Source organism: Sphingobacterium sp. SGL-16, assembly GCF_011043515.1.
Lineage (GTDB): Bacteria > Bacteroidota > Bacteroidia > Sphingobacteriales > Sphingobacteriaceae > Sphingobacterium > Sphingobacterium litopenaei.
Map to the genome: position 1 here is coordinate 15,056 of NZ_JAAKGQ010000046.1, position 15,124 is coordinate 30,179.

Annotated in this window: 16 protein-coding genes and 1 pseudogene; 6 read left to right on the top strand and 11 right to left on the bottom strand. The window is 35.9% G+C overall.

Going from position 1 to position 15,124, the window contains the following annotated elements; all coding sequences use genetic code 11:
- The first annotated feature begins 15 nt into the window (after positions 1-15).
- The 3 genes from rpsG to rpsJ all read left to right on the top strand — a co-directional run bounded on the left by rpsG (position 16) and on the right by rpsJ (position 3,121).
- Positions 16-483: a 30S ribosomal protein S7 gene (gene rpsG / locus G5B32_RS13460; RefSeq protein WP_165292043.1), complete on the top strand. Its 468-nt coding sequence runs from the start codon at positions 16-18 to the stop codon at positions 481-483.
- 132 nt (positions 484-615) lie between these two features.
- Positions 616-2,739, top strand: a complete 2,124-nt coding sequence (fusA, locus tag G5B32_RS13465; RefSeq protein ID WP_165292044.1) for an elongation factor G — start codon at positions 616-618, stop codon at positions 2,737-2,739.
- Between the two features lie 76 nt (positions 2,740-2,815).
- Positions 2,816-3,121, top strand: a complete 306-nt coding sequence (gene rpsJ / locus G5B32_RS13470) for a 30S ribosomal protein S10 (protein ID WP_039053489.1) — start codon at positions 2,816-2,818, stop codon at positions 3,119-3,121.
- Between the two features lie 56 nt (positions 3,122-3,177).
- Here the strand turns inward: rpsJ and G5B32_RS13475 are convergent, their stop codons facing one another.
- From G5B32_RS13475 to G5B32_RS13495, 5 genes are all read right to left on the bottom strand, one after another.
- Positions 3,178-3,885: a DsbA family oxidoreductase gene (locus G5B32_RS13475; RefSeq protein ID WP_165292045.1), complete on the bottom strand. Its 708-nt coding sequence runs from the start codon at positions 3,883-3,885 to the stop codon at positions 3,178-3,180.
- A 130-nt stretch (positions 3,886-4,015) separates the two neighbouring features.
- Entirely contained in the window at positions 4,016-4,186 is a 171-nt protein-coding gene (locus G5B32_RS13480; protein ID WP_165292046.1) for a hypothetical protein, read from the bottom strand.
- A gap of 18 nt (positions 4,187-4,204) precedes the next feature.
- Positions 4,205-4,540: an outer membrane beta-barrel protein gene (locus tag G5B32_RS13485; protein ID WP_165292056.1), complete on the bottom strand. Its 336-nt coding sequence runs from the start codon at positions 4,538-4,540 to the stop codon at positions 4,205-4,207.
- Entirely contained in the window at positions 4,531-4,716 is a 186-nt protein-coding gene (locus G5B32_RS13490) for a hypothetical protein (protein ID WP_165292047.1), read from the bottom strand. Before G5B32_RS13490 ends, G5B32_RS13485 begins: the two co-directional genes overlap by 10 nt.
- A gap of 85 nt (positions 4,717-4,801) precedes the next feature.
- The gene (locus G5B32_RS13495; protein ID WP_165292048.1) at positions 4,802-5,863 is read right to left on the bottom strand and encodes an NAD(P)-dependent alcohol dehydrogenase; all 1,062 of its coding nucleotides are present in this window, start codon (positions 5,861-5,863) and stop codon (positions 4,802-4,804) included.
- 132 nt (positions 5,864-5,995) lie between these two features.
- Between G5B32_RS13495 and G5B32_RS13500 the strand changes: the two genes are divergently transcribed.
- On the top strand, positions 5,996-6,712 hold the full coding sequence (locus G5B32_RS13500) for a 3-ketoacyl-ACP reductase (RefSeq protein ID WP_165292049.1): 717 nt from the start codon (positions 5,996-5,998) through the stop codon (positions 6,710-6,712).
- Positions 6,713-6,724: 12 nt separating this feature from the next.
- On the opposite strand, the gene G5B32_RS13505 is transcribed toward G5B32_RS13500, so the two are convergent.
- The 4 genes from G5B32_RS13505 to G5B32_RS13520 all read right to left on the bottom strand — a co-directional run bounded on the left by G5B32_RS13505 (position 6,725) and on the right by G5B32_RS13520 (position 11,834).
- Complete coding sequence (locus tag G5B32_RS13505) at positions 6,725-7,867, bottom strand: AI-2E family transporter (RefSeq protein ID WP_165292050.1); 1,143 nt, start codon at positions 7,865-7,867, stop codon at positions 6,725-6,727.
- 101 nt (positions 7,868-7,968) lie between these two features.
- Positions 7,969-9,543 carry a hypothetical protein gene (locus G5B32_RS13510; protein ID WP_165292051.1) on the bottom strand — a complete coding sequence of 525 codons (1,575 nt, stop codon included), beginning with the start codon at positions 9,541-9,543 and terminating at the stop codon, positions 7,969-7,971.
- A gap of 1 nt (position 9,544) precedes the next feature.
- Complete coding sequence (locus tag G5B32_RS13515; protein WP_165292052.1) at positions 9,545-10,591, bottom strand: HlyD family secretion protein; 1,047 nt, start codon at positions 10,589-10,591, stop codon at positions 9,545-9,547.
- Between the two features lie 4 nt (positions 10,592-10,595).
- Positions 10,596-11,834, bottom strand: coding sequence for a TolC family protein (locus G5B32_RS13520; RefSeq protein WP_206366905.1), 1,239 nt, complete (start codon positions 11,832-11,834; stop codon positions 10,596-10,598).
- A 244-nt stretch (positions 11,835-12,078) separates the two neighbouring features.
- Between G5B32_RS13520 and G5B32_RS13525 the strand changes: the two genes are divergently transcribed.
- Positions 12,079-12,900, top strand: coding sequence for a helix-turn-helix domain-containing protein (locus G5B32_RS13525; RefSeq protein ID WP_165292053.1), 822 nt, complete (start codon positions 12,079-12,081; stop codon positions 12,898-12,900).
- Positions 12,901-12,956: 56 nt separating this feature from the next.
- Here the strand turns inward: G5B32_RS13525 and G5B32_RS13530 are convergent, their stop codons facing one another.
- Together G5B32_RS13530 and G5B32_RS13535 are read right to left on the bottom strand one after the other, a co-directional pair.
- A complete protein-coding gene (locus G5B32_RS13530; RefSeq protein WP_165292054.1) occupies positions 12,957-13,412 on the bottom strand; it encodes a hypothetical protein in 456 nt (151 codons plus the stop codon).
- Positions 13,413-13,457: 45 nt separating this feature from the next.
- A complete protein-coding gene (locus G5B32_RS13535) occupies positions 13,458-14,492 on the bottom strand; it encodes a hypothetical protein (protein ID WP_165292055.1) in 1,035 nt (344 codons plus the stop codon).
- Between the two features lie 556 nt (positions 14,493-15,048).
- Between G5B32_RS13535 and G5B32_RS17730 the strand changes: the two are divergent.
- Positions 15,049-15,124 (top strand): annotated as a pseudogene (locus tag G5B32_RS17730) (hypothetical protein); the annotation flags it as partial.

The window sequence follows — 15,124 nt, forward strand, 5'->3', positions numbered from 1 at the left end:
ACGGAGGAAAGAAAAATGAGAAAATCAAAACCGAAAAAGAGAATCATTTTACCTGATCCAAAGTTTAATGACGTTCAGGTAACACGTTTCGTAAATAATATGATGTTAGACGGTAAAAAATCTATCGCTTACTCTATTTTTTACAATGCAGTAGAATTAGTAGAACAAAAAACACAAGAAAACGGTTTAGAGACTTGGAAAAAAGCTTTAAACAACGTTATGCCTGCTGTTGAAGTTAAATCTCGCCGTGTAGGTGGTGCTAACTTCCAAGTTCCTATGGAAGTTCGTCCAGAGCGTAAAATTGCTTTAGGTATGAAATGGTTAATTTCTTACGCCCGTAAACGTGGTGAAAAAACTATGTTTGAGAAATTAGCAGGAGAAATCATTTCAGCTTCTAAAGGTGAAGGTGCTGCTGTGAAGAAGAAAGAAGATACGCACAAAATGGCGGAAGCTAACAAAGCGTTCTCACACTTCAGATTCTAATTTTGAACACAAAGATTCAAATATGATTACACCGACCTTTGGTAATACATCTTATATATTATCAAGGTCGGTGTACTTATTTCACAATCTGCATTAAAAACAAAAGCCCCGTAAGGGAAACTAAAAAATAATATGGCAAGAGATTTAAAATTCACTAGAAATATCGGTATCGCTGCTCACATCGATGCTGGTAAAACTACTACAACTGAGCGTATCCTTTACTACTCAGGTGTAAACCATAAATTAGGTGAAGTTCACGAAGGTGCTTCAACTATGGACTGGATGGAGCAAGAGGCTGAGCGTGGTATCACAATTACTTCTGCTGCAACTACAGTATTCTGGAACTACCGTGGTAACAAATACCAAGTAAACGTAATCGATACTCCTGGACACGTGGATTTCACGGTTGAGGTAAACCGTTCATTACGTGTATTAGACGGATTAGTATTCTTATTTTCAGCAGTAGATGGTGTTGAGCCTCAATCTGAGACTAACTGGAGATTAGCTGATAACTACAAAGTTCCTCGTATTGGTTTCGTTAACAAAATGGACCGTTCAGGTGCTGACTTCTTGAAAGTTGTTAAACAAGTAAAAGAAATGTTAGGTTCTGAAGCAGTTGCTTTACAATTACCTATCGGTGCTGAAGACACTTTCAAAGGTGTAGTTGACTTGATCAACAACCGTGGTATCGTATGGAATGAACACGATAAAGGTATGACTTTTACTGAAGTGCCTATCCCTGATGATATGGTTGACGAAGTAGCTGAATACCGTGAGAAATTATTAGAAGCAGTAGCGGGTTATGATGAGTCTTTGATGGAGAAATTCTTCGAAGATCCTAATTCATTGACTGAGCGTGAAATCTTGAACGCTTTACGTGCTGCTGTATTAGATAACTCTATCGTTCCTATGGTTTGTGGTTCATCTTTCAAAAACAAAGGTGTACAAACTATGTTGGATTTAGTAATGGAGTTATTGCCTTCACCTCTTGATGTAGAGGCCGTAAAAGGTACTCACCCTGACACTGGTGCTGAAATCGAACGTAAACCTTCGGTTAACGAGCCTTTCGCAGCATTAGGTTTCAAAATTGCTACTGACCCATTCGTAGGTCGTTTATGTTTTATCCGTGCTTACTCTGGTAAATTAGAGGCTGGTTCTTACGTATTGAACACTCGTTCAGGTAACAAAGAGCGTATCTCTCGTATCTTCCAAATGCATGCTAACAAACAAAATCCTATTCCTTTTATCGAGGCTGGTGATATCGGTGCTGTTGTTGGTTTCAAAGACATCAAAACTGGTGATACTTTGTGTGATGAGAAAGCTCCTATCGTTCTTGAGTCAATGGTATTCCCTGAGCCGGTTATCGGTTTAGCAATCGAGCCTAAAACTCAAGCTGACGTAGATAAATTAGGTATTGGTCTTGGTAAATTAGCTGAAGAGGATCCTACATTCGTAGTTAAATCTGACGAGGAAACTGGTCAAACAGTAATCTCAGGCATGGGTGAGCTTCACTTAGAAATCTTGATCGACCGTTTGAAACGTGAATTCAAAGTTGAGGTTAACCAAGGTGCTCCTCAAGTAGCTTACAAAGAGTCTATCAATGGTACTACTGAACACCGTGAAGTATACAAAAAACAATCAGGTGGTCGTGGTAAATTCGCGGATATCAAAGTTGTTATCTCTCCAGTTGATGAAGATTACGATACTTCAAAATCAGCTTTACAATTCGTAAATGAAATCGTAGGTGGTGCTATTCCTAAAGAATACATTCCTTCAGTTCAAAAAGGATTCGAAGCTTCATTGAATAATGGTGTATTAGCGGGTTACCCTCTATCAGGTATGAAAGTTCGTTTGATTGATGGTTCATTCCACGCAGTCGATTCAGATTCATTATCATTCGAATTAGCTGCTAAGATGGCTTACCGTGAAGCATTACCTAAATGTTCTCCTGTGTTGATGGAGCCTATCATGAAAGTGGAGGTATTGACACCAGAAGAAAACATGGGTGATGTAATGGGTGACTTGAACCGTCGTCGTGGTCAGATGCAAGGTCTTGACTCACGTAATGGCGCTCAAGTAATCAAAGCGTTAGTACCACTTTCAGAGATGTTTGGTTATGTAACTCAATTACGTACTATCACTTCAGGTCGTGCAACTTCTACTATGGAGTTTGATCACTATGCAGAAGCTCCTCGTAACGTAGCTGACGAAGTAATTGCAAAATCTAAAGGTAGAATCAAAGGTTCTGTAGAATAATAGAACTTTATAAAAATAAACCGGTCTCCTATTGTGAATAGCTCTAATAGGAGATCATTTTAAAAACAAATACAAAATGAGCCAAAGAATCAGAATCAAATTGAAATCTTACGATTACAATTTAGTTGACAAATCAGCTGAGAAAATCGTAAAAACAGTAAAACCTACAGGTGCAGTAGTTTCAGGTCCTATTCCTCTTCCTACTGAGAAAAAAATCTATACAGTTTTACGTTCACCACACGTTAACAAAAAAGCTCGTGAGCAATTCCAATTATGTTCTTACAAAAGACTTTTGGATATCTACTCATCAAATGCTAAAACTGTTGACGCATTGATGAAACTTGAATTACCTTCAGGTGTTGAAGTGGAAATCAAAGTGTGATAGATTTCAGTACTGAAAAAGAAAATCCTTCTCCCATAAAGAGAAGGATTTTTTGTTTAATCACATCCGTCAGGACCACAACTAGGCCCATCAGAAGTATCCTGAATCTGAATTGAATTAGCTTCTGGTTGCCATTCTGAATAGGCTTTTTCTAAAGTTTGAACAAATAATTCTAATTGCTGCGCTCCTGATACAGCGTATTTACGATCATATACAAAGAAAGGAACCCCTTGTACACCGATTTGACGTGCTTCGTGCAAATCCATTTTCACCTCATCATCCAAAGATCCCTCTTGTACAGCTTTTTCATATGCTTCAGCGTCTAGCCCCAGTTGTGTAGCAATATCTTTTAACACCCCGATATCATCGATATTTTTACCTTCGGTAAAATAGCTTTGGAATAACAATTCTTCTACCTCATCTTGCTTTCGAAATTTCTTTGCAAAATGTGTCAATACATGTGCTTTAAAAGAATTAGCAACAACAGACTTATCAAAGTTATAAACCAAACCTTCTTGAGCAGCCATTTGCGTAACTTGCGCATTCAAAGCTTGCGCTTGTGCCAAAGGCATCCCTTTGTGCTGGGCTAAATATTCATCAATAGAAATAGATGTATCTGTTTCTAAATAGGGATTCAATTGAAAACTTTTCCATTCGATTTCGAGTTTATCTTTTATCGGCGAATTTTCTAATGATTTTTCAAAACGACGTTTTCCAATATAACAGAATGGACACATCACATCGCTCCATATTTCTATCTTCATTTTATTCATAGCAGAATGATTTATAATTAAAAATACAAAGAGCACTACAATTATTCGTCACAAGAACGTATAAAAAAAGGAACTCCATTTATTTCGAAATGGAGTTCCTTTTTAATATCAATTAATTTTTTTAAAATTGATAGCCAATTCCAAAAGAGAGTACTCGGTTTTTATTTGAATACTTAGAACCTGTTTCTTTAGAAGTATTTAATAGCCCCAGACCATATCCAGCATTTACCAAAAATCCATTAGCAAGTTTATAACCAGCCATTACATTTAGTCCCACATCAAAAGCTTTCATTCCCGCTTCATCAAAACTTCAACTTTCATTATAATCTTGGAATTTAGTTCGTGTAGAAACACCATATGCAGCATAAGGCCCTGCCCCTAACAATACGGTTCCATTTCCAGCAGGTATATAATATACAAAGTTTATTGGAACCTCAATATATAGAGTACTTACGGTGGGCTCAAAATCCTTAAGAATCTCTGCTCCCTCCACATCTTCTAAATTGATATCTTGACCAGCGATTTCGAAATCTCCTTCTACTTTGGTAAAATCAATGGCATTAATCAAATCATAAAAATTTATCTTTCCACCTTTATTTTGTAAAGATAAACCAGGCTGAATAGATAAGTTTGGTATTAATTTAATATCAGCATAACCCGTAACATGAAATCCAGTAAGGCTTTTGGTTTATAATCTAGACCTGGTCCTGAAAATTTAATTGCAGGTAAATTAACTCCAGCTTTCACGCCGTAGGAGGTCTGTCCGTAGGAAGCAGAAGCAAATCCTATTGCCACTGCAAATAATAGTAAATGTCTTTTCATACCTATTAGTATAAAAAGACATCTATAAGTAAACATACTATTGAGAAATAATTTTATTTTTCAATAAATATTTTTGAATAAAGTCTTATTTTTTTAAAGAAGCCATATCAATCACAAAGCGATATTTAACGTCGCTCTTAAGCATACGCTCGTAGGCTTCATTAATATTCTGCATAGTAATCATCTCTACATCCGATACAATATTATGCTCACCACAAAAATCTAACATTTCTTGTGTTTCTTTAATACCTCCAATCACAGAAGCTGCCACAGCTTTACGCCCCATAATCATAGGAACAGTATTCAATGCGGTAGCCATCTTTCCAATATAACCCACCAACACTAAAGTTCCACTAACACTCAAAGTCGTTACATACGGATTGACATCGTGATCATAAGGTACTGTATCGATTATTAAATCAAATTTTCCCGCCACTGACTTCATCTGGTCCGGGTCAGTTGAAATTACAACCGTATCTGCTCCTAGTTTTTTAGCATCTTCAATTTTGTTCGTGGAACGAGAAAACAAAGTAACCTCTGCCCCTAATCCTTTTGCTAACTTAATAGCCATATGCCCTAACCCACCCAGACCTATAACGGCTACCTTACTACCTGGACCTGCATTCCAATGTTTTAATGGTGACCAAGTCGTAATACCTGCACATAATAAAGGCGCAACGGCTTTTATATCTAAATTTTCAGGCACACGCAATACGTAATTCTCGTCGACAACAACTTTCTCAGAATATCCACCAAAAGTATGTCCTCCTAAAAATTTATCCTTACCATTATACGTTCCTACAGAACCATTCAAACAATATTGCTCTAAATCTTTTTGACAACTTTCACAAGTACGACAAGAATCCACCAAACATCCAACACCTACTAAATCACCTATCTTATATTTACTTACAGCATCACCTACCTTTGTCACACGACCTATGATCTCGTGACCTGGCACCACGGGATACATACTTCCTCCCCAATCATTTCGCGCTGTATGTAGATCGGAGTGACATACACCACAATATAAGATATCAATTTCCACATCTGAAGCCGTAACCTCGCGACGTACAATAGTCATTTCTCTTAAATCCTGATCCGCAGCTTCCGTACCGAAAGCTTTTACTTGAGTTGTTTGTGCCATAGCTTCTATTACTTATATATTGTAAATAAATATACGTCTATTTGGAAGAGAGAACAGATTTATTTATGTAAAATTAGTGTATTAAATAACTTTTTTGGCACCAAGACAATTAGAGTTTTGGTAATTTTGAATATGGAAAATTTACAAGGAAAATTTGCGCTTATTACAGGTGGAGGTCGTGGCTTAGGTAAAGCTACAGCTTTAGCTTTTGCTCAAGAAGGCATTAACGTGGCGATCACTGGTCGTAACGAAGCTAAACTAGTGGAGACAGTAAAAGAGCTAGAAGCTTTAGGTGTAAAAGCGGCTTATAAAGTATTTGATATTACCAACTTCGAAGCTGTTGAGAAAGCTGTTCAAGAGTTGAATGCTGAATTTGGCACTTTTGATATTTTGATTAATAATGCTGGTATTGGTGCATTTGCATCAGTATTGGATATGGATGTTAAAACATGGACAGACATTATCAATACCAACCTTTTAGGAACATACTATGTAACTAAAGCGGTATTACCTCAATTAATTGCTAAAAATCAAGGTGATATTGTTAACGTTTCATCTACAGCAGGATTGAATGGTGCGGCTACAACTTCAGCATATAGCGCATCCAAATTCGGTGTTATTGGTTTCTCGGATTCATTAATGCGTGAGGTGCGTAAAAACAATATCCGCGTATGTACATTGATGCCATCTACTATTGCTTCAGATATGTCAATTGATTTAAAATTAACTGACGGTAACCCTGATAAAGTATTACAACCAGAAGATTTCGCTGAACTAATTGTTGCGAACTTGAAATTACCAAGAAGAGCCATGTTGAAATCAGCTTCTTTGTGGTCCACAAACCCATAATAAGAAAGACGGTTAAATACCGTCTTTCTTATTTTTAACCTCTTTGATTTCGACAACTTCTGGATAAAGTTCATCACGAAGTATCTTATATGAATGATCAGATGAATCTTCCTCTCCTAGTAAAAATCCCCAAGGTTTTAAATCATATATACGATCAAATACGATCTTGAGAATAGCTAATATTGGTATGGCTAAAAACATTCCTGAAATACCCCAAATCAATTCCCCCATAATAATGGCTAACATGGCAAAAAGCGAATTAATCTTTACTTTAGAACCAACAATCTTTGGCACTACAAAGTTACTATCTATAAAGTGCACAACAATTAGTGCTACTACGACAAACAACACTTTTGTCAACGAGGATGTCGCGAAAGTAATCAACGAGATAATAAGTAAAGCCACAAAAATCCCCACATAAGGAAGCACATTAATTACACCTGTAATAATCGAAAGCATAAGTCCATATTTTACACCTATAATACTTAAGGCTATGAATGTCATTACTGCCACAATAAGCATTTGCAAAATCAAACCTATTAGATATTTCTTGACCACATATTGCACTTCACTTGCAATGTCTAAAATAATAGATTGATGTTCTCTTTTGTTCAACAACAACATAAAACGCAATATATGTCTACGATAAATAAGGATAAAAAAGGTATATAAAAATGTAAATACCAACAGAATGAACAAAGAAGACAAAGAGATTAACGCAATTCCTACAATCGCAGTTCCGTGACTCAAGGACTTACTCAACGTTTGAGAAAGATATTCAGATTGTTTGCTATAACCAATGTTGAAAGTCTCATGGATCCAAGCCTGTATGGAATTAATCCCTGTCCATATTTGAGTTTCGAAAGCAGGCCAATCATCCTTTAACATTGTCATTTGAGAACCTATCAAGGTGAAAACCCCAATTATCAATCCGAAGAATAATAGTAAAGCCACCAAAGCCGCCAAGGTTCGATGAAATCGCAACTTTCTTTCCAACCAATTACAGGCTGGAACCAACAACAGCGCAAAAAGTGTCCCTAAGATTAATGGTACAATAATCGTCTGTCCGATATGCATAAAATAACCTATGGCTAGTATATTAATCAGAACAGTAGCTAGTTTTAAATAAAATGGTAGTGAGAAAAATCTTTGCATAAAGCTAATAATTCGACTTTTAGTGAATACAATTTAACGGTTTTCAATAGATTCAACAAAAAAAGCGAAAATAAGTTTGTTAAACTTTAACTATCAGCTTACTATTTCACCTTAGACGATAACAAAAGACTTTTAATCGGCCTGTAAATAATAATGATGAGTACAATTAAAATCCCAAAGATGAATAAGCCTCGAAATATTTCCATATTCGCCACCAATAAGGCTTGTTGTGCTAGCTGCGCTTTTAATTGCAACACAGAAATATGCATCGCATCATTATAAAGGAGGAATTTAGCACTAGATTTCCCGAAGACTTCGGACCATGCTTGTTGAAATATGGGATGTGTTACATCTAAATTTTGAGTGAGTAAAAATTCATGTTTTGTTGTCAAATGCCAAATCAAATTTTGCATCAAAGCAAAACCAAATGTACTGGTCCAAAAACGTGTGGCAGTACCTGCTTGAGAAGCACTTCCCGATATACTAGGATGCACCGATCCAATCATCGAAAATACCAATGGTGTAATTAATATTCCCTGCCCTACGCCTTCTGTGAATAAAGCAATGCCGATATCAAATGTTCCCGTTTCAGGATAAAACAAATAGCTAAACCATAACATACATGCAGAAAGAATGGAGAATGCTAAGATAAAAATAGTTTTTAACGGAACATTTCGGGTAAACAGAAAATAGGAAATCGTTATCCCTACTAAGCTCCCTACCACATTAAAATACTGTACCTGCAATATATATTCCCAAGGCCATTTCCAGACCGAAGACATGACTTGGTAAATATTGCTCATCGAAGACCGCAACACATAAAAACAGAAGAACAAGATAACTCCTAGCACTACGCGTTCTGATTTGAACACATCAAAGTGAAACAAGGGTCGCTTATTCGTAATCTGATAGAATAAAAATAAGGCAGCAAACACGAAGAAACTGACTAAGGAAAGTATGATATTTTCGAACTCAAACCAATTGTATTTCTTACCATAAACTAAAAAGAATGCTCCAGACATCAAAGAAATGGCAAGCAGAAATACACCTCCTAAACTCAATTGATACAATGGTTTCTTCGGAAAGACTCGTTTTGGATTGAGCAATAACAAATAAATCAACAATGCCAATAAGTGAAAACCTATAATAGTATAAATAATAGCATTATGGCTATAATTTTCAATAGCAAATTTCACAATCGACAAAGAATATTTATCGCCTGTGAGCATAAAAGAATACAAAACAGCGTAGGCTATGAATTTTGCATTGGGCGTTTTGATGGCGTTTATGAGAACAGGAATCATGATACATCCCTCGAAAAGCGACAATGGTCCTTGAATGATACGCAAACCAATCATAAGCTCTGGATTGCGTGTAAACGTCATCGCTGCTAGTATGACAATATTAAGCATCGTGGTTACCAATAAATACAAGCGTACGTTCATCGCACCAAACAAACGACTATGCACAAATAGTCCACACACGATCATCGCATAAGCCATCGAAAACATGAACTGCAAGTCCTCCACTTCCATATCCAAAAAGGAAGCCGTAAAGGTGCTATTCAAATTGAACATTGATAATAGCATCAAATGCGGAAACATTGCAAATACCAATAACGGTACAGCAAGTTTGCCTGGCACCCAAGATTTGATTAAACTATTACCTTTTTCCATCTTAGTCAATTTTTTGCGCAGAAACAGTCACATTCATACCTGTTCTCAACTTATCCAAATCTGTAGATTCTTCTAGCACAATTTTCACTGGGAAACGTTGTTCTATTTTCACAAAGTTACCTGTCGAATTGTCCGGTTTGATTAATGAAAACTCCGAACCCGCAGCTGGAGAAAGAGATTGAACTTTTCCTTTGAATACAATATTTGGGAAAGCATCAGCATGAATTTCAATTTCTTTAGTTGTATCTATTTCACCCAATTGAGTTTCTTTGAAATTCGCGACCACCCATTTTTCTTTCGAAACCACTTGTACTAAAGCTTGTCCTTCTTTGATTAATTGACCGACTTGAATGTTTTTCACACCAACCCAACCTTCATAAGGTGCAACGACATATGTATAGCTCAAGATGAGTTTCGTATTATTCAAATGGGCTTTTTGTTGTGCTACTTGACTTCGTACTGGCGCTACTTTTGTCTGTTCAGCTGCAGCATTGATTTTTGCGGTAGTATATTGATTTTGCAAAGCTTTCAAATGTGCTTGCGCTTGTTTGAATTTTGCTTCTACATTTTCGAATTGTTGAATAGTAGCGGCCTCTTCTTCTACCAAGTTTTTGAAACGTTGGTATTCTTGTTCAGTGCGCCAAACCTCGATTTTAGAAGCTTCGATATTCGCTTGAATAGTTTGCAAATCGCTGGATTTGACGGATACCGCACTTTGGTACGAATCCACCGATTCTGCAGTACTTTCTAAAGTTGCTTCTGCCATTTGAACCTGATTCGCAAATTCGCGGTTATCAATCACAACCAAGGTGTCGCCTTTGTGTACGAATTGATTTTCTTCGAAACGAACTTCCTGAATAAAGCCAGACACTTTACTCGATACGGGGGTGATATATTGACGCACCTGCGCATTGTTGGTATTCACATGCGAAGATGCAAAGAGGTAAAACCAGCCTAAAACTAAGACGCCGATTCCCACAAATATCCATGCTATGATACCTAAAATTTTATTAGTGCGTTTTTCGCTTGTTGTCATTTGTGATGCCATAGTATTATATATTTCCTAATACGTATTGTAATTGATAGTATTTTAATTGTTTATTGATTTGCAATGAGATAAGTTGCGTTTGCGCTTCCAGATAAGCATTGTCCGCATCAATTAATTCGGTAATCAGACTCAATTGGTTACTGTATTTTAAGCGTACTATTCGGTAGTTTTCTTTCGCCTGCTCGATAGCTTGATTCGCAATCACAATCTTTTTATTCGCTTCTTCTAATTTCTTTTGCGCCGCGAATACATCATGACGGATATTTTCTTCTTTCTCTTCGACTTCCAATTGAGCAATTTTGATTTGCTCATTTGCCATTTTCATCTTCACTTTGTTTTTGTAAAAATTAGAAAGCGGCATTTTTAAATTCACTCCTATTGCACCAAATCGATATAAATGCTCTACTGGAGGGAAAAACATGAAGTTCGGATAATTGTACCCATCCTCACCACCTGCTGAAACTTTCGGAAGCACATTGGATTTTGTAATTTTCTTATCTAATTCCTTTAATTCCACATCTTTTTCCAACATCTTCAACACTTCAGAATTCTCATTCGCTGTGGCTATTAAATCTTCCAACACAAAGATTTTATTCGTTTCTGCAATTAAATCATCCGTATTAATGTGAAATTCCGATTCTTCTGGCAAAGACAATAAAGTTTTGATTTGATGCTCCAAAATGGCTAAGTCTTTATCCAAATCCGAATAAGCCATTTGATGATTAGACAACAACAACTTTGTTCGTAGTACATCATTATTGGTTACTAGACCATTTTTACGAAGCTTTTCGGATTGCGCAATGACAAGTGTGTCTTCACACATTTTGTCATGGATAAGCTTTTGTTGTTCTTTCAAGTGAAGACCTTGCAAGTAAGCTGTAATCACCTGCATTTTGACTTCGCGAATTTCTTTTTGTGTTTTTAAAGCTTGAATTTCTGTTTCGAGTTCTGCCTTTTCATCTTCGAACTTCAATTTTCCGCCTGCATAAATCGGAATAGAAGCTTCTAGCGTAAAATTATATTTCACTCTAGGTGTTTCGTACGAAGTCGACGGATGCAGAATACCATTTTCGTATTGACGCAAATTGTCCAATACCTGAAAAGCACTGACAAATTCAATATCCGGCAACTTTTCGTTCTTGATATCTTCTGCTTTTAATTTGGATATTCCTATTTGAAGTGATTGAACTTTGAGTTTTATGTTTTGCTGCAAGGCTACATCTATTGCATCTTGCAATTTCATATGCTCAAAGTTTAGAGTGGACTGGGCAAACGTCCGACTTCCCAAAAGTATCATACAAATAAGCAATGGATACTTAATCGTATTATATTTCATAAATTCTGATTGCTGTTTTAATCTAAATATTATAACGGCACAAAGGTAGGTTAGCACCAAATCGAACGCTTAATAAAATAAGAAAATGATTTGCTCATTTACGCCAAACTATATATAACTTTGTAAGGAAGCTAATAAAAAAAAAGTCTTTATGCGCGCAGATATCAAAGCCATACTGAAGGAATTGGATAGTGATGAGATCGATTATTATATCAATCACATGCAGTTGACTACTATTGAAACGGCGATGCATAGCCATACTAAAGGTCAATTGCTTTATGCAGAAGGTGGCATTGTGCATATTTTTATCCAAGAAAAACACTGGTATTTACCTGCACGGTGTTTTATGTGGATTCCAGCGAATGTTCCCCACTCTATACTGACTTATAGCAAGAAAGTAGAATTGTATAATATCTACTTTAAAACCACGGAAGAGGAAAGTAAATTTTTCAGCAAGCCCAACATCTATTTTGCAAATGATTTACTGCGTGAAATGATTTTGTACACACAACATTGGTTTGGCAAAATCAACAGCAATGATCCTGCAAAATATTACTTTCTACGCGCCATAAAAGAAAATCTACCGCAAATAGAATCTACTAAACTTCCAATCATGATGCAGCATCCATTTCCCAAAGATCCTAAGCTTTTGGAAATAGCAAAATTTCTAAATGCAAATCTCGAAACGAATTATACAATTGAAGAAATCGCACAAAGATTTGGATTAAGTACGCGTACTTTATCACGCAAATTCAAAGAAAACTTAGGAATGAATTATGTACGTTTTCTGCGTTCATTACGTATTACCAAAGCTTTCGAACTCCTCGCTGAAAAGCAGCATAATATTTACGAAATCACCTTAATGGTAGGATATAGTTCTTTATCGGCATTCAGCAATATTTTTTACAAAGTAGCTGGGATTAGACCAACGGAATATGCAAAATTAATGGTCAATTCCACAAGGAAAGAATAAAGAAAGGCTTCGAGTTTCCTTGAAGCCTAACAACACACATACACTTATTTATTAAATCAATTAGGTTTCACACATCTAACTGTATTTGCTCGTCTATCATCAAGACCACCACTATTTCTGGGACTCATATAACCTGGTGCAAATTGGAAAGAAGTACCTTGTCCCCCATCCATACCAGTATGCCAATAGAACCCTATACTATTAAAATTATACATTACTCCAGAATTATATGCCCCTGCAAATGGTATGAATAAATATTTATCTTGATTCGCATAAGAAGGTCGCGCATTAGTGCCAAAATACACTCCATATACACTATCCACTTTATTAGGCTTAGTATAATACCCCACGTATCTATTTATAGGCGCATTGTGCCAAGAAGCAAATCTTTCTAAAGTATCTGCTTCCAAATAAGTGGGCAACCTCCATCCAGGACCAACTTGATTGCAGATGTCTTTTACTTTACTTCCAGAACCAAGAACTTGGGGTGCATTTTTATTTATTGGTGTCAAATAATAATAACCCGCTGTTCCATCAGATAAACTCCGATCTGCCCTTTACCAATAATCCCCATATTCACCTTGGTTACTTGCAGGCTTATATACTCCATTTTCTAAGATAAGATTGCCTATGGCCCAATATAACTCACCCACAACATATCCAACACGCCTCAAAGAGACATTAACTTCATAATATACTCCAGGCTGAAAAACATGATTAATTAACGTAAGGTTTGTTCTTTGTACATTCTCTATAGTCAAGCTAGCGACTTTAAGTGTTTGCGATTGCTGCCCATCAGCAAAGACTAATTTTTCGCTGGAAATGGCAGTTTTGAAATCCGAAGAAACCGTAAATGCTGATAAGGGAAGATTATTACTTAGACTTGAAAAAGTCAAATTTAGTGGATTGGCAACTTGATTAGTGAATTTAACAATAGCATGTGAATAAGTATTTGAAATACTATAGTTTCCTACTGTGTTAATAGACCCCACATTACTCGCATCAATCGTAGTCTTGATTTTACTAAAGATGTGCTTTAGGACAAAAGATAATATATTATTATCCTGATCTATTAATTGATGAAGTAAGGAGTGCGACATAACATCCTCATATGAATTTAAGGCAATTTGTGCAACTGAAATGTCATCTCCAACATTTATACTAATAGCGGGAATAGCTGTCGTTTTACCAAAAGAATATACTATAAAACTATAGTGCTTATTTGCTGGTAGTTGAATATCAGTGGTAATAGTTGTGCCACAAACGTAATCTCTACTTAATAAATATTTATGATTTTCATCAAAAACTAAAATTCTAAAATTAACGCTGTTCCCTAAAGGTTCTCTAAAATGCGAAGACCTAAAACTCGGCTTAGAATTAGAATAAATATTTACTTCCAAAAAATAATCATCATCCAAGAAGACTTTGTTATGCACAACTCCTTCCTCATTATATTTAAATGTAACCGCATCCAAATATTCTGCTTCATCGACTCTTAAGGTCAAGAATTCTGATATAGCAGAGTGTTTAACTTCCTGAGCACAGGAAATAAATAATAAACTAATAATAATATATAAGTAAATGGGCTTCATAATATGAAAAACAATTAACCTTACCAATCTATCTCAACTGCTAATGATTCTTTTTGCCACTCTAACTCTATTAATCATTTGAATTTTCAATATTCAGAGCCACTTGAGATCCTGCGGCAAATGATTGTTCAATAAACACTTCAAAAATAGATATTTCAGGTGCTTGGTAACTTTTTTTGTTTGACATGGCTTAGTTTGGTTTTATAACACCACATATTTTCTTATGTTAATGAATTGATATGAGGCGTAAGCGATTCGCAATAAAAATTGCAATCCCTATAGGTAGATTTTTTTGTTTTAATTGATTTTTTTGTAATTAATTAACGTGCATACTGCATTCCATACAGCCCTTACTTAATTGTCACAAAAATAATACTTCAACATGACAGTAGTGTCCAAAATAAGGAAAAAAATGGCGGTGTATTTATTATATAGCAGGGATTGCTATATTTAATTCGCTAAAATTCCATCACCGCCATGTTAAATATAAACGTATTTTCTCAGATATTAGGACTAGTAGATCGCAATATTTTTAACAAATTAGTTCAACCATCTTTCCTCAGCTGATTCCGTTCGTGATATTTCTAATGGGCTTCGTAGTACTACAGGAAACATGAGCCATATGGGCATCA

Coding starts and splice junctions, on each gene's coding strand:
- rpsG (WP_165292043.1), top strand. CDS start 16: ATGAGAAAATCAAAACCGAAAAAGAGAATCATTTTACCTGATCCAAAG.
- G5B32_RS13525 (WP_165292053.1), top strand. CDS start 12,079: ATGCGCGCAGATATCAAAGCCATACTGAAGGAATTGGATAGTGATGAG.
- G5B32_RS13495 (WP_165292048.1), bottom strand. CDS start 5,863: ATGGCACAAACAACTCAAGTAAAAGCTTTCGGTACGGAAGCTGCGGAT.
- G5B32_RS13510 (WP_165292051.1), bottom strand. CDS start 9,543: ATGGAAAAAGGTAATAGTTTAATCAAATCTTGGGTGCCAGGCAAACTT.
- fusA (WP_165292044.1), top strand. CDS start 616: ATGGCAAGAGATTTAAAATTCACTAGAAATATCGGTATCGCTGCTCAC.
- G5B32_RS13535 (WP_165292055.1), bottom strand. CDS start 14,492: ATGAAGCCCATTTACTTATATATTATTATTAGTTTATTATTTATTTCC.
- G5B32_RS13480 (WP_165292046.1), bottom strand. CDS start 4,186: ATGAAAGCTTTTGATGTGGGACTAAATGTAATGGCTGGTTATAAACTT.
- G5B32_RS13515 (WP_165292052.1), bottom strand. CDS start 10,591: ATGGCATCACAAATGACAACAAGCGAAAAACGCACTAATAAAATTTTA.
- G5B32_RS13505 (WP_165292050.1), bottom strand. CDS start 7,867: ATGCAAAGATTTTTCTCACTACCATTTTATTTAAAACTAGCTACTGTT.
- G5B32_RS13520 (WP_206366905.1), bottom strand. CDS start 11,834: ATGAAATTGCAAGATGCAATAGATGTAGCCTTGCAGCAAAACATAAAA.
- G5B32_RS13490 (WP_165292047.1), bottom strand. CDS start 4,716: ATGAAAAGACATTTACTATTATTTGCAGTGGCAATAGGATTTGCTTCT.
- rpsJ (WP_039053489.1), top strand. CDS start 2,816: ATGAGCCAAAGAATCAGAATCAAATTGAAATCTTACGATTACAATTTA.
- G5B32_RS13500 (WP_165292049.1), top strand. CDS start 5,996: ATGGAAAATTTACAAGGAAAATTTGCGCTTATTACAGGTGGAGGTCGT.
- G5B32_RS13475 (WP_165292045.1), bottom strand. CDS start 3,885: ATGAAGATAGAAATATGGAGCGATGTGATGTGTCCATTCTGTTATATT.